The following is an 18,236-nucleotide window of genomic DNA, read 5'->3' as shown; positions in this document are numbered from 1 at the left end:
ATTATCGCCCCACAAACAGAGGTCTTGAAGGCAAGATTGGCGAAAAGCTCGCCTGGCTCGCCGGACAGGATCAAAATAGCCCTATAAAACGCTACCGTTAGTGTTATCGTTGCGGTAATGTTGTCTCTGTATCTCTGTGACCGCAGGCTGTGGTCACTTTTCCCATTTTAATTCGATAAGCACAGGATAAGCATGCTCGATCCCAATCTGCTGCGTAATGAGCCAGACGCAGTCGCAGAAAAACTGGCAAGCCGGGGCTTTAAGCTGGATGTAGATAAGCTGCGCGCTCTTGAAGAGCGTCGTAAAGTTCTGCAGGTACAAACTGAAAACCTGCAGGCAGAGCGTAACTCTCGATCGAAATCCATTGGCCAGGCAAAAGCGCGCGGGGAAGATATCGAGTCTTTACGTCTGGAAGTGAACAAACTGGGCGAAGAGCTGGATGCCGCGAAAGCTGAACTTGATACCTTACAGGCCGAGATCCGCGACATTGCGCTGACCATTCCTAACCTGCCAGCGGATGAAGTTCCGGTGGGTAAAGATGAAAATGACAACGTCGAAGTCAGCCGCTGGGGTACACCGCGTGAGTTTGATTTCGAAGTCCGCGATCATGTTACCCTGGGTGAAATGCACACGGGTCTTGATTTCGCCGCTGCGGTGAAGCTTACCGGCTCTCGTTTCGTGGTCATGAAAGGGCAGATCGCACGTATGCATCGTGCGCTGTCTCAGTTCATGCTGGATCTGCATACCGAACAGCATGGTTACAGCGAAAACTATGTTCCGTATCTGGTTAACCATGACACGCTGTACGGTACCGGGCAACTGCCGAAATTCGCTGGCGATCTGTTCCATACCCGTCCGTTGGACGAAGAAGCTGACAGCAGCAACTACGCGCTGATCCCAACGGCCGAAGTTCCGCTGACTAACCTGGTGCGTGACGAAATCATTGACGAAGATGTGCTGCCGATCAAAATGACCGCGCATACGCCGTGCTTCCGTTCTGAAGCAGGCTCTTACGGTCGTGATACCCGTGGTCTGATCCGTATGCACCAGTTCGATAAAGTTGAGATGGTGCAGATTGTTCGTCCGGAAGATTCAATGGACGCACTGGAAGAGATGACCGGCCACGCCGAGAAGGTTCTTCAACTGCTGGGCCTGCCGTACCGTAAGATCATTTTGTGCACAGGTGACATGGGCTTCGGCGCATGCAAAACCTACGATCTGGAAGTGTGGATCCCAGCGCAGAATACCTATCGCGAAATCTCATCCTGCTCCAACGTGTGGGATTTCCAGGCGCGTCGCATGCAAGCGCGTTGCCGCAGCAAATCCGACAAAAAGACCCGTCTGGTGCATACCCTGAACGGTTCCGGTCTGGCAGTTGGACGTACGCTGGTGGCGGTAATGGAAAACTATCAGCAGGCAGATGGCCGCATTCAGGTTCCGGAAGTACTACGTCCGTACATGAATGGCCTGGAATTCATCGGCTAACCTATTTTTCTATGCTAAAAAGCGCCTCAGGGCGCTTTTTTTATGCCCGTTTGACGTTGGACAATAACCCTTACCTACATAGGAGTAATACTGCCTTCGAATGAAAGTCAGTATCTACCAGTCTGTATAGTGATACTAGCGATATATAAAAATATATACAACGAGTATTTATTTTTTGTTTATTGTGAGCAGCAGAGTGAGCCCCTATGAAAACTAAGATCCCCGATGCCGTGCTGGCAGCTGAGGTTAGTCGCCGCGGTTTGGTAAAAACGACGGCGATAGGCGGGCTGGCGGTGGCCAGTAGCGCGTTTACCCTGCCATTTACCCGTATTGCAAACGCTGCAGAAGCCATTAATCCCACGCAGCGCAATGAGAAAGTCATCTGGAGCGCGTGTACGGTGAACTGCGGTAGCCGCTGTCCACTGCGGATGCATGTGGTAGACGGTGAAATAAAATATGTCGAAACCGACAACACAGGTGATGATAACTATGACGGCCTGCACCAGGTGCGTGCTTGTCTGCGTGGTCGCTCCATGCGTCGTCGCGTTTATAATCCCGATCGTCTGAAATACCCGATGAAACGTGTTGGTAAGCGCGGCGAAGGTAAATTTGAGCGCATCAGTTGGGATGAGGCGTACGAGATTATTGCCAGCAACATGCAGCGTCTGATTAAAGACTATGGTAACGAATCTATCTATCTGAACTACGGCACCGGCACGCTGGGTGGCACCCTGACACGCTCCTGGCCGCCGGGTAAAACCCTGGTGGCACGTCTGATGAACTGCTGTGGTGGGTACCTGAATCACTACGGGGACTACTCTTCGGCACAAATCGCTGCCGGGTTGAACTACACCTACGGCGGCTGGGCCGACGGTAACAGCCCATCCGATATAGAAAACAGCAAGCTGGTGGTGCTGTTCGGTAATAACCCTGGTGAAACCCGTATGAGCGGGGGCGGGGTAACCTACTACCTTGAACAGGCGCGCCAGAAATCCAATGCCCGGATGATTATTATCGATCCCCGATATACCGACACCGGCGCGGGGCGTGAAGATGAATGGATCCCGATCCGTCCTGGTACAGATGCGGCGCTGGTTAATGGTCTGGCGTATGTTCTGATCACCGAAAACCTGGTGGACCAGGCGTTCCTCGACAAATACTGCGTGGGTTACGACGAGAAAACCTTACCGGCCGACGCGCCGAAGAATGGCCACTATAAGGCGTATATTCTTGGGCAGGGGACAGACGGTATTGCCAAGACCCCGGAATGGGCGGCGCAGATTACCGGTATTCCCGCTGACCGTATCATCAAACTGGCGCGTGAAATTGGCAGCGCTAAACCGGCATACATCAGCCAGGGTTGGGGGCCGCAGCGTCATGCTAACGGTGAAATAGCGACCCGCGCTATTTCTATGCTGGCCATTCTGACCGGTAATGTTGGTATCAACGGCGGCAACAGCGGTGCGCGTGAGGGTTCATACAGTCTGCCGTTTGAGCGTATGCCTACGCTGGAAAACCCTGTTGAAACCAGCATCTCAATGTTTATGTGGACGGACGCTATTGAGCGTGGCCCGGAGATGACGGCGCTGCGTGACGGCGTTCGCGGCAAAGATAAGCTTGATGTTCCGATTAAAATGATCTGGAACTATGCTGGTAACTGCCTGATTAACCAGCACTCTGATATTAACCGTACGCACGAAATCCTGCAGGATGAGAAAAAGTGCGAGATGATCGTGGTCATCGACTGCCATATGACCTCCTCGGCGAAATATGCGGATATTTTGCTGCCAGACTGTACCGCTTCCGAACAGATGGACTTCGCGCTGGATGCGTCCTGCGGAAACATGTCCTATGTGATTTTCACCGATCAGGCGATCAAACCACGTTTCGAATGCAAGACTATCTACCAGATGACCAGCGAGCTGGCGAAACGCCTTGGCGTCGAGCAGCAGTTTACCGAAGGTCGTACTCAGGAAGAGTGGATGCGTCATCTGTATGAGCAGTCGCGTAAAGCCATTCCTGAACTGCCTGGGTTTGAAGAGTTCCGCAAACAAGGCATCTTTAAGCAGCGAGATCCTGAAGGGCACCACGTGGCGTACAAAGCGTTCCGTGAGGATCCCAAAGCCAATCCGCTCACCACGCCGTCGGGTAAGATCGAAATTTATTCGCAGCAGCTTGCCGAGATCGCGGCAACCTGGGAACTGCCGGAAGGGGATGTGATCGATCCATTGCCGATTTATACCCCTGGCTTTGAAAGTTTAGACGATCCGCTGGTAGAGAAATTCCCGCTGCAACTGACCGGCTTCCACTACAAATCTCGCGTTCACTCGACCTATGGCAACGTAGATGTTCTGAAAGCATCCTGCCGCCAGGAAATGTGGATCAATCCGTTGGATGCGCAGCGACGTGGCATTAACAACGGCGACAAGGTACGCATCTTTAACGATCGTGGCGAGGTGCATATCGAAGCGAAAGTGACGCCGCGTATGATGCCCGGCGTGGTGGCATTAGGCGAAGGGGCCTGGTACGACCCGGACACGAAGCGTGTGGATCAGGGCGGCTGTATTAACGTCCTGACGACTCAGCGTCCTTCTCCTCTCGCGAAGGGGAATCCGTCACATACGAACCTTGTTCAGGTTGAAAAGGTGTAAGGAGTAACCGATGACAACCCAGTATGGATTTTTTATTGATTCCAGCCGTTGCACCGGTTGCAAAACCTGCGAACTGGCCTGCAAAGACTTCAAAAATTTAACCCCGGATGTCAGTTTCCGCCGCATTTACGAGTACGCGGGTGGCGACTGGCAAGAAGACAATGGCGTCTGGCATCAAAACGTCTTTGCCTATTACCTCTCTATTGCCTGTAACCACTGTGAAGACCCGGCCTGCACCAAGGTGTGTCCGAGCGGCGCGATGCACAAACGTGAAGATGGCTTTGTCGTCGTGGATGAAGATGTGTGCATTGGCTGTCGGTATTGCCACATGGCCTGTCCTTACGGTGCGCCCCAGTACAATGCTGAAAAAGGACATATGACCAAATGCGATGGCTGCCATGAGCGCGTCGCTGAAGGTAAGAAACCTATCTGCGTTGAGTCCTGCCCACTGCGTGCGCTGGATTTCGGTCCGATTGACGAACTGCGCAAAAAACACGGTACTCTGGCTGCGGTTGCGCCACTACCGGGCGCGCACTTCACCAAACCGAGCATTGTTATCAAACCTAACGCCAATAGCCGCCCGACTGGGGATACCACGGGTTATCTGGCCAATCCGAAGGAGGTGTAAGATGGGAAGTGGATGGCATGAATGGCCGCTGATGATCTTCACGGTCTTCGGACAGTGTGTGGTTGGTGGCTTTATCGTTCTGGCGTTGGCGTTAATGAAAGGGGACTTACGTCCTGAATCACAGCAGCGGGTAATCGCCTGCATGTTCGGGCTGTGGGTACTGATGGGTATTGGCTTTATTGCTTCTATGCTCCATCTGGGCTCGCCGATGCGTGCCTTTAACTCGCTCAATCGCGTAGGCGCTTCTGCGCTGAGCAATGAAATCGCCAGTGGTTCAGTGTTCTTTGCCATTGGCGGCATCGGCTGGCTGCTGGCGATGTTGAAAAAAATGCCGCCCGCACTACGCAATCTGTGGTTAGTTGTCACCATGGTGCTGGGCGTCGTTTTTGTCTGGATGATGGTACGTGTGTATAACACCATTGATACCGTGCCGACCTGGTACAGCGTCTGGACGCCGCTGGGTTTCTTCCTGACGCTGTTTATGGGCGGTCCGCTGTTGGGATATCTGCTATTGAGAATTGCCGGTATTGACGGTTGGGCGATGCGTCTGCTACCTGCCATTTCGGTTCTTGCTCTGGTCATAAGCGCCATTATGTCTGTAATGCAGGGGGCCGAACTGGCGACGATCCACAGTTCGATTCAACAGGCGTCTGCGCTGGTTCCGGATTATGGCTCACTGATGGCCTGGCGGATCGTGGCACTGGCGTTAGCGCTGTGCTGCTGGATTGTACCGCAAGTCAAAGGTTACCAACCCGCAATACCACTGCTTTCCGTCGCGTTTATTCTGTTGATAGTCGGCGAGCTGATTGGTCGTGGCGTGTTCTATGGCCTGCATATGACTGTCGGTATGGCGGTTGCAAGCTAATTCATAATATGCCGGATGGCGGCTCGTGCCTTCTCCGGCCTACAGATCCGTAGGCCTTAACGCGCGCGCCATCAGGCATTATGTTACGCCAGGTTTTTCCCCGGTTTTTTATTTCTGTTTCGTTAACGTATCGTAGCTGGTCATCAGATTGCGATAATCCGGAATGTGATTAGAGAACAACGTCGCCAGCCCTTCGATATCGTTACGCCAGTCACGGTGTAGTTCACACGCGACGCCGAACCATGTCATCAATTGCGCGCCAGCCTGCGACATCCGATCCCATGCTGAATGGCGGGTGATTTCGTTAAATGTACCTGAAGCATCAGTGACGACAAAAACGTCAAACCCTTCTTCTATCGCGGAGAGCGCAGGGAAGGCGACACAAACTTCCGTCACGACCCCAGCAATGATCAACTGCTTTTTACCAGTCGCTTTCACCGCCTTCACAAAATCTTCGTTATCCCACGCGTTGATGTTTCCCGGGCGAGCAATATAAGGCGCATCGGGGAATTGAGCTTTCAGTTCCGGTACCAGCGGTCCGTTCGGTCCTGTTTCAAAACTGGTGGTCAGAATAGTCGGGAGCTTGAAGTATTTTGCCAGATCACCCAGGGCAAGCACGTTATTCTTGAATTTATCGGGATCGATATCCCGAACCAGAGAGAGCAAGCCAGCCTGATGATCGACCAGCAATACTGCCGCATTATCTTTATCAAGTCTTACGTAAGGTTTCGTCATGATATTTCTCCTGTTCGGCATCGGTGCGGGAAATTTGATGAGTTTAAGTCTGGAGAAAGAACGGTATCCGGACTGGAAGTATAAATAAGAACTGACTGTTCTATTTCGAAGACAATACCGCTCTGCATCTCGCATAGAGTTTAGTAAGAAATAAAAGTAAGGGGAGTCCATGAAATTTTTCGACTGAACGTAACGTGAGATTTTTGTTTTAGATCAATAAAAACAAGCAGATGTGTTTTTGTATTTTTTATCTATTCACATTAAGAATCAGTAATGCAAATCGATCGTCAGAAAAGCGCCTCAGCCCTTTGATTACGCCGATTGACAATGTTTTTGGCAGTGGCATGATGCGCATGAAACTTGAACTTCCTCACGGTTTTTATTCATGTCCATCTATACCCGTCCCGTCATGCTTCTGCTGTGCGGGCTGCTTCTGTTGACCCTGGCGATCGCCGTGTTAAACACGCTCGTCCCGCTTTGGCTCGCCCATGAAAATCTGCCAACCTGGCAGGTCGGAATGGTGAGCTCGTCCTACTTTACCGGTAATTTGGTAGGGACGTTGCTGACCGGGTATTTAATTAAACGCCTTGGGTTTAACCGCAGCTATTACATCGCCTCGTTTATTTTTGCCGCGGGCTGTGTTGGGCTGGGGGTTATGGTTGGATTCTGGAGCTGGATGAGCTGGCGCTTTATTGCCGGCGTTGGCTGCGCCATGATTTGGGTGGTAGTGGAAAGTGCGCTGATGTGCAGCGGGACTTCGCGCAATCGCGGACGTTTGCTTGCCGCCTATATGATGATCTATTACGTGGGGACGTTCTTAGGACAATTGCTGGTCAGTAAGGTATCAACAGAATTGATGAACGTGCTGCCGTGGGTGACGGGAACCATCCTGGCCGGGGTTTTACCGCTGCTCTTTGCGCGCATCGCCAATCAGCAGGGTGATGAACAGCACTCAACCCCTATTGTATCGATGCTGAAGCTGCGACAGGCGCGTCTGGGCGTTAATGGCTGCATTATTTCCGGGATTGTGCTGGGCTCTTTGTACGGCCTGATGCCGCTGTATCTGAACCATCAGGGAGTAAGCAATGCCAGCATTGGTTTCTGGATGGCGGTTCTGGTTAGCGCCGGTATTCTGGGGCAATGGCCGATTGGCCGCCTGGCGGACAAGCTGGGACGCCTGCTGGTCTTACGCGTCCAGGTGTTTGTGGTGATCGTCGGAAGTATTGCTATGCTGAATCAGGCGGCGATGGCCCCTGCATTATTTATGTTGGGTGCGGCAGGTTTTACTCTCTATCCGGTCGCGATGGCCTGGGCCTGTGAAAAGGTGGAACATCATCAACTGGTCGCCATGAATCAGGCTTTGCTATTAAGCTATACCGTTGGCAGTCTGCTTGGCCCTTCGTTTACCGCAATGCTGATGCAGAATTACTCAGATAGCTTGCTGTTTATCATGATTGCCAGCGTATCGTTTATTTATCTACTGATGTTGCTGCGCAAGACGGGCCATACGCCCAATTCTATCGCGCATATTTGACCTGTTTTAACAGAATGCGAACAGGTGTACTTGTTGGGCTGGGATTGATTTTCCCGCTGCTGGCGAGAAGAGGGCGTTAAGAAGGCATGAGGTGGGTAACTGGTTTGTTACCCACCTTAAGACTTAATACATCACTTTATGACCATACTGCTCAAGGATGCCTTTCACTCGCTCCATGGTCTCTTTCTTCGGCGGCTTCACACCATCGAGTTTGTACTCTTCGCCCATCGCTACCCATTTGTGTTTGCCCAGTTCGTGGTAAGGTAGCAGCTCGATTTTTTCAACGTTGCCCATATCGCGGGTAAATTCGCCCAGACGGTGCGCGGAGTCGTCATCGTCAGACCAGCCTGGCACTACCACGTAACGGATCCACACTTTAATGTCTTTGTTCGACAGGTAACGAGCAAATTCCAGTGTGCGATGGTTAGACACGCCGACCAGATTCTGGTGGATTTCGTCGTTCATCTGTTTGAGATCGAGCATCACCAGGTCGGTGACTTCCAGCAGTTCATCAATTACCGGATCGTAGCGGCGAACAAAACCGTTGGTGTCCAGGCAGGTGTGAATGCCTTCTTTTTTACAGGCGCGGAACCAGTCACGTACGAACTCAGCCTGCAGGATGGCTTCACCGCCGGATGCCGTCACGCCGCCACCGGAGGCGTTCATAAAGTGGCGATAAGTCACCACCTCTTTCATTAATTCGTCGACAGTGACTTCTTTACCGCCGTGCGTATCCCATGTGTCACGGTTATGGCAATACAGGCAGCGCATCAGGCAGCCCTGGAAGAAGGTAATAAAACGGATGCCCGGGCCGTCTACAGTGCCACAGGATTCAAAGGAGTGAATGCGACCAATAACTGACATTGCGGTGTTTCTCCAGATGTGGCCCATCCGGGGCCTGTGTTAGTGCACAGTTATTAACTGTGTCGAGTCTGTTTTGTCAGCTATCCATAAGTATAGATAGCTGACAAAGCAGGCTATTAAAAAGGCCCCACTTACGTGGAGCCTTTATTGTACGCTTTTTAAAGTACGATTTCAGTCAAAACCAATTACATGGTCTGAGTGAAGGTACGAGTAATAACGTCCTGCTGCTGTTCTTTAGTCAGGGAGTTAAAACGTACTGCGTAGCCAGAAACGCGGATGGTCAGCTGCGGATATTTTTCCGGATGTTCCATCGCATCCAGCAGCATTTCACGGTTCATGACGTTCACGTTCAGGTGCTGACCACCTTCGATGGACGCTTCGTGGTGGAAGTAACCATCCATCAGACCAGCCAGGTTAGTCTTACGAACTTCGTCGTCTTTACCCAGTGCGTTCGGAACGATAGAGAAGGTATAAGAGATACCATCTTTAGCGTAAGCAAACGGCAGTTTAGCTACGGAGGTCAGAGAGGCAACAGCACCTTTCTGGTCACGACCGTGCATTGGGTTAGCACCCGGTCCGAACGGCGCGCCAGCACGACGACCGTCTGGGGTGTTACCCGTTTTCTTACCATAAACCACGTTAGAGGTGATGGTCAGAACAGACTGAGTCGGGATAGCGTTACGGTAAGTAGTCAGTTTCTGAATTTTCTTCATGAAACGTTCTACCAGGTCAACCGCCATGTCATCTACACGAGAGTCGTTGTTACCAAACTGCGGGTATTCGCCTTCGATTTCGAAGTCGATAGCCAGACCGTCTTCGTCACGAATCGGTTTAACTTTCGCATATTTGATTGCAGACAGGGAGTCAGCAGCAACGGACAGACCAGCGATACCACACGCCATGGTGCGGATAACGTCACGGTCGTGCAGCGCCATCAGAGAGGCTTCGTAGCTGTACTTGTCGTGCATGTAGTGGATTACGTTCAGCGCGGTGACGTACTGCTTCGCCAGCCAGTCCATGAAGTGATCCATGCGGTCCATCACTTCGTCGAAGTTCAGAACGTCGCCTTTGATCGGTTCAGATTTAGGACCAACCTGCATTTTCAGTTTTTCATCAACGCCGCCGTTGATTGCGTACAGCATGGTTTTCGCCAGGTTTGCACGCGCACCGAAGAACTGCATTTGTTTACCAACAACCATCGGGCTTACGCAGCAAGCGATAGCGTAGTCGTCGTTGTTGAAGTCCGGACGCATCAGGTCATCGTTCTCGTACTGCAGAGAAGAGGTGTCGATGGACACTTTAGCGGCGAATTTCTTGAAGTTCAGAGGCAGTTTTTCAGACCACAGAACGGTGATGTTCGGCTCCGGAGAAGGACCCATGGTGTACAGGGTGTTCAGGAAGCGGAAGCTGTTTTTGGTAACCAGAGTACGGCCATCAACGCCCATACCACCGATAGATTCAGTTGCCCAAATCGGGTCACCGGAGAACAGTTCATCATATTCCGGAGTACGCAGGAAGCGAACCATACGCAGTTTCATGACCAGGTGGTCAATCATTTCCTGAGCGTCTTGTTCAGTGATTTTGCCTGCTTTGATATCACGTTCGATGTATGCATCCAGGAAGGTGGATACGCGACCGAAGGACATTGCTGCGCCGTTCTGAGATTTAACCGCGGCCAGGTAGCCGAAGTAAGTCCACTGGATAGCTTCCTGAGCGTTGGTAGCCGGACCAGAGATATCGCAGCCATATTTCGCTGCCATTTCTTTGATCTGACCCAGCGCGCGGTGCTGTTCAGCGATTTCTTCACGCAGACGGATAGTCGCTTCCAGGTTTACGCCGTTTTCCAGGTCAGACTGCAGGGAAACAAACTGCGCGTATTTGTCTTTCATCAGGAAGTCGATACCGTACAGCGCTACGCGACGGTAGTCACCGATGATACGGCCACGGCCATACGCATCTGGCAGACCAGTCAGAACACCGGATTTACGGCAGTTCAGAATGTCTTTGGTATAAACATCGAATACGCCCTGGTTGTGGGTTTTACGGTATTCGGTGAAGATTTTTTTCAGCATCGGGTCCAGTTCGCGATTGTACGCTTTGCAGGAACCTTCAACCATTTTGATGCCGCCGAACGGAATGATCGCACGTTTCAGCGGAGCTTCAGTCTGCAGACCAACAATTTTCTCCAGCGCTTTGTTGATGTAACCAGCGTCGTGAGAAGTGATGGTAGAAGCAACGGAGGTGTCAAAGTCAACAGGCGCGTGAGTGCGGTTTTCCTGTTTAACGCCTTCCATTACGCTGTCCCACAGCTTGGTGGTCGCGTCAGTAGCGCCAGCCAGGAAGGACTCGTCACCCTCATACGGAGTGTAGTTTTTCTGAATGAAGTCACGTACGTTTACTTCATTCTGCCAGTCACCTTTGGTAAAACCTTCCCAGGCTGTGGCTAACTTTTCATTAAGCTCGGACATGTAACACCTACCTTCTTAAGTGGATTTTTTATTTACTGCGTGTAATGGGCATCAACAGATTAATGATGATCGTTACCACGCAGGTAAATGACCCAGTATGTCAACCCGACCAACAAACCGCCGCCGATAATATTACCGATCGTAACCGGAATCAGGTTATCGGTGATGAAATTCATCACGGTCAGGTGAGAAAAATTCTCCGGAGAAGAACCGACAGCGGTCCAAAATTCCGGGGTGGCGAAATCGCGTATTACAATACCCATAGGGATCATAAACATGTTTGCGATACTGTGCTCAAAACCGCTGGCAACAAACATTGCGACCGGTAATACCATGATAAACGCTTTGTCCATCAGGCTGCGACCTGAGTAGCTCATCCATACGGCCAGACACACCATCAGGTTAGCCAGGATACCGAGGCTTACCGCCTCAACAAAAGTATGGTGTACTTTGTGGTCGGCTGTTTGCAGGACGTTGAGTCCCCACGCGCCGTTGGCGGTCATATACTCGCCGGAAAGCCACATAAGTAACACGAAGATCAGGGCGCCAATCAGGTTGCCGACATAAACGTTAAGCCAGTTTTTAGCCAACTGTCCCCAGGTAATACGACCACTGGCTTTAGCAACAACAATCAGTACGGTTGAGGTGAAGAGGTCTGCACCGCAGATAACACAAAGAATCAACCCCAGGGAAAAGCAGATACCACCTATTAATTTTGCCATGCCGAAGGGCATAGTACCGGTACCGGTAGTGGCGGTGATATAGAAAACAAAGGCAATTGAAATGAATACACCGGCAGTAATTGCCAGATAGAACGTCTTAAGCGGATGTTTCGTTGCTTTATAGACGCCTGCTTCTTCGGCAACTTTGGCCATTGCAGCAGGAAGTAAAAGATCAAAAGGGTTGTCAGCTTTCACACTAACTCTCTCTTTATTAAGTCGGCGACGAGATACTAACAAAGCATTATAGATGAGAATTTGATATAGATCATATCTCGCCTGGCTTATAGGCCCGCAAGACGCATGGTTTTTATGCAAATGCGGAGTAACTTATTGATTATCCATATAAAAATAAATTTTAAAAATTATAAAGTGAGTTGAATTTTTTCTTTCAGCCTCCTGCTGGACAGTTAATTAATATGGAGTAATTGAGATAAAAAGCCACATTAATAAGCTATTTTTTTTAATTTCAACTACTAATATTTAACCTTGCTTTTACATTTATTTTTTGATTTGACCAAAATAAAAAACAGGGCGCTTAAAGCGCCCCGTAATATAGCCCAGACAATACATTTAGCCTACTTAACGCAGGCTGTTTGGCACTATTTTGACCAGTGCTCTGCTTTCGCGCGCTGCAGTTTTTCATAGGCTTTCAGCAGAGACTGATGCGCCGGGAATGCGTGCAGATCGTTGTCTACTGGCTGAAGGCCATAAAAAGCGGCTTCACCACTCAATGCCGCACTTGCCGCTTCAACCGCATCGGCGCCGTACATGCGGACAAAGGCGTTCAGATATTGCAGCGGCTGACGCTCCTCTTCCTGCGACAATAGCAGCAGCGTTTGCAGGCAACGGTAGTAGTTTGCACGTTCAGCGCTAAACACGGAGGCGTTGAATTCCATCGTCCATTCTGTCCATACCAGCGCTTGCTCCAGGTCACCACCGGCCAGCGCCAGCATTACTTTGAGCTCGCCAATGCGCAGGGTATACCAACCGTTATCTGCGCCGGTCGCCAGACCAAGCAGTTCGCGTACGCGGGTGAAGTCGTCAAAACCTTCTTCATCCAGTTGTTCGAGCAGATTGAGATAGTCTTCTTTATCCCACTCACTGCCTGGCAGAGAGAGGATCGTTTCGCGCAGATGCGTACCCATTGCGTTGTTGGCTAACCACAGATCTTCAGCCGGGTAGATGTCAGACATCCCCGGAACGATAATGCGGCAGGCGTATACCCCCAGATGTTCGTAGTCGGCGATATACACTTCTTTATCTTCTGCGTTGAAGATGGCCATCAGGGTGGCGAACTCTTCTTCCGTAGTGCCGGAGAAATTCCAGTCAACGAACGGATAATCAGCATCCTGCTTGAACAGATCCCAGGAGATCAGACCGCTGGAATCAATGAAGTGGGTTTCAAGGTTAGTATGTTCAGCCACTTCTTCATCGTCGAAGGTTGGCGGGGTGAAGACATCAAGATCTTTCAGACCACGACCCTGTAGCAGTTCGGTAACGGTACGCTCCAGCGCAACGCCGAAATCCGGGTGCGCGCCGAAGGACGCAAAGCAGGTACCGTTGGCCGGGTTGAACAGGACAACGCAAATCACCGGGTATTTGCCGCCCAGCGAGCCATCGTAGGCGAAAATCGGGAAACCTTCCGCTTCCAGTGTGGCGATGGACTCCACTACCGCCGGGTAACGCGCCATCACCTCGGACGGGATTTCCGGTAGGCTGATGCTTTCCGCGATAATGCGGTTCTTCACATAACGTTCAAAGACTTCAGACAGGCCCTGAACGCGCGCTTCGTTAGGCGTGTTACCCGCAGACATACCGTTAGAAACGTACAGATTGCCGATAATATTCATCGGAATATAGACAGTCTGGTTATCAGACTGACGGGTAAACGGCAGGCCGCAGACGCCACGATCTTCATTTCCGGATTGCAGGTCGATAAGCATGCTTCCGGTCAATTCGTTTTCAGGATCGTAAAACGCGCGCAGACGCGCATCCAGCAGACCTTCCGGCACGTCATCGTCTTCCGTCAGCGGGAACCATTTTTCGTTCGGATAATGCACGAACGGGCCGTTGGCGATGGTTTCGCCCAGCCAGAAATCCGCAAAGAAGTAGTTCGTAGACAGACGCTCAAAATATTCGCCCAGCGCGGAGGCCAGCGCCGCTTTTTTCGTCGCGCCTTTACCGTTGGTAAAGCACAGCGCGCATTCTTTGTCGCGAATATGCACAGACCAAACGTTAGGCACAGGGTTCAACCAGGAGGCTTCTTCAATCTGAAAACCAAGGTCGAGTAATTTTTGCTGGAAGCGAGCGATGGAGTCTTCCAGAGCGGCATCTTTGCCGGGAATAAATGTTTGCGTCATGAAAATCACTTTTGTCGTACGGAAAGCGCGCAATGATACGGGTTTTCAATGAACGGCGCTATCGCCGCCGGAGCCCAGGCGTAAATAAAACTATTGGCTATGCTTTCACACAGTCAACAATGTTAAGAGCACAAAATGAAAGCATTCGATTTACAGCGTATGGCACTGGATAAGGTGCCAATGGAGTTTCTTGGCGAGGTTGCGCTGCGTAGTCTCTATACCTTTATATTGGTTTTTCTGTTTTTAAAGCTTACAGGGCGGCGTGGCGTACGGCAGATGTCGCTTTTTGAAGTGCTGATTATTCTTACTCTGGGCTCAGCGGCGGGCGATGTGGCGTTTTATGACGATGTGCCGATGATTCCGGTGCTGGTGGTTTTTATTACCCTGGCGCTGCTTTATCGTCTTGTCATGTGGCTGATGTCACACAGCGAAAAGCTGGAAGATCTACTGGAAGGTAAGCCAGTGGTCATCATTGAAGACGGTGAATTGTCATGGTCAAAGCTTAATCGCGCCAATATGACGGAATTCGAATTCTTTATGGAGCTGCGTTTGAACGGCGTAGAGCAACTGGGGCAGGTGAAACTCGCTATTCTGGAGACGAATGGGCAGATCAGCGTTTACTTCTTTGCCGATGAAGACGTAAAACCGGGACTCAGCATTCTGCCTAAACACTGTACACAGCGATTTAAGGTGGTACCTGAAACAGGCGACTATGCATGTGTACGGTGTAGTGAAGTGGTGCAAATGAGCGCGGGGGATCATCAATTATGTCCGCGCTGCGCAAATCCAGAATGGTCGAAGGCCAGTCGGGCAAAACGGGTCACCTGACAGCGAAAATCTCGGTTTTTACCCGTCAATCCGATAGATTCTGTTGTGTGACCTATGACTCATTTTTACCCCGCTCAGTTTTACCCATTGCGGCGCGTGTCACTGAATGATAAAACCGATATCCACAGGAATAACTTATGCCCAATGTCTGTCACAGGATTATCGTCAATGACAGGATGTTGATTGGATAACAACACAACGTGGTGAGGGGAAATGGCTCAGGTCTTCAATTTTAGTTCAGGTCCGGCAATGCTACCGGCGGAAGTACTTAAACTGGCTCAACAGGATCTTCGCGACTGGAACGGTCTTGGCACGTCGGTCATGGAAATTAGCCACCGGGGCAAAGAGTTTATCCAGGTGGCAGAGGAAGCAGAGCAGGATTTTCGCGATCTCCTCAGCATCCCCTCTAACTATAAAGTGTTGTTCTGTCATGGCGGTGGCCGTGGGCAATTCGCCGGTATCCCGTTAAATATTCTCGGTGATAAAACGACAGCGGATTACGTCGATGCCGGTTACTGGGCTGCCAGTGCGATTAAAGAAGCGAAAAAGTACTGCACGCCAAACGTTATCGATGCCAAAGTCACCGTTGACGGTCTGCGCGCTGTTAAGCCAATGAGCGAATGGCAGCTTTCTGACAACGCCGCGTACCTGCACTATTGCCCGAATGAAACCATCGATGGCATTGCGATTGATGAAACGCCGAACTTTGCCAGCAATGTGGTGGTTACGGCGGATCTCTCTTCTACCATCCTCTCCGCGCCGCTTGATGTTAGCCGCTATGGCGTAATCTATGCCGGGGCGCAGAAAAACATTGGTCCTGCGGGACTGACGATTGTCATTGTACGCGAAGATCTGCTGGGTAAAGCGCATGTTTCATGCCCGTCAATCCTTGACTATACCGTGCTAAATGACAACGACTCCATGTTCAACACGCCGCCAACCTTTGCCTGGTATCTGTCTGGCCTGGTCTTTAAGTGGCTCAAAGAGCAGGGCGGTGTTAATGCGATGAATAAAATTAACCAGCAAAAAGCAGAGCTGTTGTATGGCGTGATCGACAACAGCGACTTCTATCGTAACGATGTCGCGAAGTCGAACCGTTCACGTATGAACGTCCCGTTCCAACTGGCTGACAGCGCCCTGGATAAACTCTTCCTGGAGGAGTCTTTCGCTGCGGGTCTGCATGCGCTGAAAGGGCACCGTGTGGTCGGTGGTATGCGTGCGTCTATCTATAATGCGATGCCGCTCGAAGGCGTAAAAGCACTGACCGATTTCATGGTCGATTTCGAACGCCGCCGCGGTTAATCTGCTGTACTTTCATCCCCACAGTCCGCCTGTGGGGTTTTTATATCTGTTTTGAGAGTTGAGTTTCATGGAATCCCTGACGTTACAACCCATTGCGCGGGTGGATGGCACCATCAATCTGCCTGGATCCAAAAGTGTTTCTAACCGCGCTTTGCTGCTGGCCGCATTAGCAAATGGCACCACTGTCCTGACCAACCTGCTGGACAGCGATGATGTCCGCCATATGCTCAATGCACTCAATGCGTTAGGGATTAGCTATACCCTTTCCGCCGATCGCACCCGCTGCGAGATTATCGGCAACGGCGGCGCATTACATGCCGAAAGGGCAGTGGAACTGTTTCTTGGCAATGCCGGAACCGCAATGCGTCCGCTGGCCGCTGCGCTGTGCCTTGGCAGCAATGACATCGTGTTGACAGGCGAACCGCGCATGAAGGAGCGCCCGATTGGCCATCTGGTTGATGCGCTGCGCCAGGGGGGAGCCAACATTGAGTACCTGGAGCAGGAAAACTATCCGCCACTTCGTTTGCGCGGTGGTTTTAGCGGCGGTCAGGTTGAGGTGGACGGCAGCGTATCCAGCCAGTTCCTCACTGCGCTACTGATGACTGCACCGCTGGCGCCGCAGGATACAACGATCGCCATTAAAGGCGAGCTGGTATCTAAACCTTATATTGATATCACCTTGAATCTGATGAAGACGTTTGGTGTTGAAATTGAGAATCAGAACTACCAGCGCTTTGTCGTGCAGGGGCAGCAGCAGTATCAGTCTCCGGGCGCCTATCTGGTTGAGGGCGATGCTTCTTCTGCTTCATACTTCCTCGCGGCGGGTGCCATTAAAGGCGGCACGGTTAAAGTCACCGGGATTGGCCGCAACAGTATGCAGGGCGATATTCGCTTTGCTGATGTACTGGAGAAAATGGGCGCGACCATTACCTGGGGTGATGATTTTATTGCCTGTACTCACGGCGAACTGAACGCAGTGGATATGGATATGAACCATATTCCCGACGCGGCGATGACTATTGCCACGGCCGCGCTGTTTGCTAAAGGCACCACCACCCTACGCAACATCTACAACTGGCGCGTCAAAGAGACCGACCGTCTGTTTGCGATGGCGACGGAATTACGCAAAGTGGGCGCGGAAGTTGAAGAGGGGCATGACTTCATCCGCATCACACCACCAGCGACGCTGAAGTTTGCGGATATCGCAACCTATAACGATCACCGTATGGCGATGTGTTTCTCGCTGGTGGCGCTGTCTGATACCCCTGTGACCATTCTTGACCCCAAATGTACCGCCAAAACTTTCCCGGATTATTTCGAACAGTTGGCGCGTATTAGTACACCTGCCTGATTTTATTGCCGCACTACCCGGTGCGGCACATTCTGTCATCTCCGATTGTCTATTTCTTCTACACTCAGCTTCAATGATTCTGCATTTTTCATACAAAGATAACGATCGTTGTCGTTGGCGCGTATAATGCGCGGCGTTCACGTTAACGTATGCCCGTTTAAGGAGAAAAAGATGACGGCAATTGCCCCGGTTATTACCATTGATGGCCCAAGCGGTGCAGGTAAAGGCACCTTGTGCAAGGCAATGGCGGAAGCATTGCAGTGGCATCTGTTAGATTCAGGCGCGATCTATCGCGTACTGGCGCTCGCAGCGTTACATCACCATGTCGATGTCACCTCTGAAGATGCTCTGGTACCGCTTGCCTCACACCTGGATGTGCGTTTTATCTCAACGGACGGCAACCTGGAAGTCATTCTGGAAGGTGAAGATGTTAGTGGCGAAAT

At 51.2% G+C, this 18,236-nt stretch carries 15 protein-coding genes; 10 read left to right on the top strand and 5 right to left on the bottom strand.

The genetic code is table 11. From position 1 onward, the window contains the following. From KQJ18_RS24660 to KQJ18_RS13180, 5 genes are all read left to right on the top strand, one after another. Nucleotides 1-101, top strand: a 101-nt coding sequence (locus KQJ18_RS24660; RefSeq protein WP_253297484.1) for a hypothetical protein, incomplete at its 5' end; no start/stop codon positions are given. Between the two features lie 91 nt (nt 102-192). After that, entirely contained in the window at nt 193-1,485 is a 1,293-nt protein-coding gene (gene serS / locus KQJ18_RS13195) for a serine--tRNA ligase (RefSeq protein WP_003035737.1), read from the top strand. Nucleotides 1,486-1,691: 206 nt separating this feature from the next. Further along, on the top strand, nt 1,692-4,136 hold the full coding sequence (gene dmsA / locus KQJ18_RS13190; protein ID WP_137350465.1) for a dimethylsulfoxide reductase subunit A: 2,445 nt from the start codon (nt 1,692-1,694) through the stop codon (nt 4,134-4,136). A gap of 10 nt (nt 4,137-4,146) precedes the next feature. Further along, nucleotides 4,147-4,764, top strand: a complete 618-nt coding sequence (locus KQJ18_RS13185; RefSeq protein WP_038639290.1) for a DMSO/selenate family reductase complex B subunit — start codon at nt 4,147-4,149, stop codon at nt 4,762-4,764. Between the two features lies 1 nt (nt 4,765). Beyond that, entirely contained in the window at nt 4,766-5,629 is an 864-nt protein-coding gene (locus KQJ18_RS13180) for a dimethyl sulfoxide reductase anchor subunit family protein (protein ID WP_038639293.1), read from the top strand. Nucleotides 5,630-5,737: 108 nt separating this feature from the next. Here the strand turns inward: KQJ18_RS13180 and ycaC are convergent, their stop codons facing one another. Beyond that, nucleotides 5,738-6,364 carry an isochorismate family cysteine hydrolase YcaC gene (gene ycaC / locus KQJ18_RS13175; RefSeq protein WP_016152433.1) on the bottom strand — a complete coding sequence of 209 codons (627 nt, stop codon included), beginning with the start codon at nt 6,362-6,364 and terminating at the stop codon, nt 5,738-5,740. Between the two features lie 385 nt (nt 6,365-6,749). On the opposite strand from ycaC, the gene KQJ18_RS13170 reads away from it, so the two are divergent. Beyond that, entirely contained in the window at nt 6,750-7,898 is a 1,149-nt protein-coding gene (locus tag KQJ18_RS13170) for an MFS transporter (protein ID WP_085049194.1), read from the top strand. A 123-nt stretch (nt 7,899-8,021) separates the two neighbouring features. Here the strand turns inward: KQJ18_RS13170 and pflA are convergent, their stop codons facing one another. From pflA to ycaO, 4 genes are all read right to left on the bottom strand, one after another. Then, complete coding sequence (gene pflA, locus KQJ18_RS13165; protein WP_003035751.1) at nt 8,022-8,762, bottom strand: pyruvate formate lyase 1-activating protein; 741 nt, start codon at nt 8,760-8,762, stop codon at nt 8,022-8,024. Nucleotides 8,763-8,947: 185 nt separating this feature from the next. After that, a complete protein-coding gene (gene pflB, locus KQJ18_RS13160) occupies nt 8,948-11,230 on the bottom strand; it encodes a formate C-acetyltransferase (protein WP_006685273.1) in 2,283 nt (760 codons plus the stop codon). A gap of 59 nt (nt 11,231-11,289) precedes the next feature. After that, complete coding sequence (gene focA, locus KQJ18_RS13155) at nt 11,290-12,147, bottom strand: formate transporter FocA (RefSeq protein WP_032939923.1); 858 nt, start codon at nt 12,145-12,147, stop codon at nt 11,290-11,292. 404 nt (nt 12,148-12,551) lie between these two features. Next, complete coding sequence (gene ycaO / locus KQJ18_RS13150; protein WP_216422100.1) at nt 12,552-14,312, bottom strand: 30S ribosomal protein S12 methylthiotransferase accessory factor YcaO; 1,761 nt, start codon at nt 14,310-14,312, stop codon at nt 12,552-12,554. Nucleotides 14,313-14,447: 135 nt separating this feature from the next. Between ycaO and KQJ18_RS13145 the strand changes: the two genes are divergently transcribed. The 4 genes from KQJ18_RS13145 to KQJ18_RS13130 all read left to right on the top strand — a co-directional run. Beyond that, nucleotides 14,448-15,140 (top strand): DUF421 domain-containing protein, encoded by a 693-nt coding sequence (locus KQJ18_RS13145; RefSeq protein ID WP_038639302.1) that lies wholly within the window; start codon nt 14,448-14,450, stop codon nt 15,138-15,140. Between the two features lie 213 nt (nt 15,141-15,353). Then, entirely contained in the window at nt 15,354-16,442 is a 1,089-nt protein-coding gene (gene serC, locus KQJ18_RS13140) for a 3-phosphoserine/phosphohydroxythreonine transaminase (RefSeq protein ID WP_061381866.1), read from the top strand. Nucleotides 16,443-16,509: 67 nt separating this feature from the next. Then, a complete protein-coding gene (aroA, locus tag KQJ18_RS13135) occupies nt 16,510-17,793 on the top strand; it encodes a 3-phosphoshikimate 1-carboxyvinyltransferase (RefSeq protein WP_085049195.1) in 1,284 nt (427 codons plus the stop codon). Nucleotides 17,794-17,964: 171 nt separating this feature from the next. Further along, nucleotides 17,965-18,236: (d)CMP kinase (locus tag KQJ18_RS13130; RefSeq protein WP_216422099.1), on the top strand; the 272-nt coding region annotated here is incomplete at its 3' end.

It is taken from the genome of Citrobacter sp. S55_ASV_140 (genome assembly GCF_018919505.1).
GTDB classification, from domain to species: domain Bacteria; phylum Pseudomonadota; class Gammaproteobacteria; order Enterobacterales; family Enterobacteriaceae; genus Citrobacter; species Citrobacter werkmanii.
The sequence above is the reverse complement of the archived record's forward strand: the minus strand, read 5'-3'. Positions and strand labels throughout refer to the sequence as shown.

Bases quoted from the DNA above. Each gene is read 5' to 3' on its own strand.
- serS (WP_003035737.1), top strand. From the start codon at position 193: ATGCTCGATCCCAATCTGCTGCGTAATGAGCCAGACGCAGTCGCAGAA.
- dmsA (WP_137350465.1), top strand. From the start codon at position 1,692: ATGAAAACTAAGATCCCCGATGCCGTGCTGGCAGCTGAGGTTAGTCGC.
- KQJ18_RS13185 (WP_038639290.1), top strand. From the start codon at position 4,147: ATGACAACCCAGTATGGATTTTTTATTGATTCCAGCCGTTGCACCGGT.
- KQJ18_RS13180 (WP_038639293.1), top strand. From the start codon at position 4,766: ATGGGAAGTGGATGGCATGAATGGCCGCTGATGATCTTCACGGTCTTC.
- ycaC (WP_016152433.1), bottom strand. From the start codon at position 6,364: ATGACGAAACCTTACGTAAGACTTGATAAAGATAATGCGGCAGTATTG.
- KQJ18_RS13170 (WP_085049194.1), top strand. From the start codon at position 6,750: ATGTCCATCTATACCCGTCCCGTCATGCTTCTGCTGTGCGGGCTGCTT.
- pflA (WP_003035751.1), bottom strand. From the start codon at position 8,762: ATGTCAGTTATTGGTCGCATTCACTCCTTTGAATCCTGTGGCACTGTA.
- pflB (WP_006685273.1), bottom strand. From the start codon at position 11,230: ATGTCCGAGCTTAATGAAAAGTTAGCCACAGCCTGGGAAGGTTTTACC.
- ycaO (WP_216422100.1), bottom strand. From the start codon at position 14,312: ATGACGCAAACATTTATTCCCGGCAAAGATGCCGCTCTGGAAGACTCC.
- KQJ18_RS13145 (WP_038639302.1), top strand. From the start codon at position 14,448: ATGAAAGCATTCGATTTACAGCGTATGGCACTGGATAAGGTGCCAATG.
- serC (WP_061381866.1), top strand. From the start codon at position 15,354: ATGGCTCAGGTCTTCAATTTTAGTTCAGGTCCGGCAATGCTACCGGCG.
- aroA (WP_085049195.1), top strand. From the start codon at position 16,510: ATGGAATCCCTGACGTTACAACCCATTGCGCGGGTGGATGGCACCATC.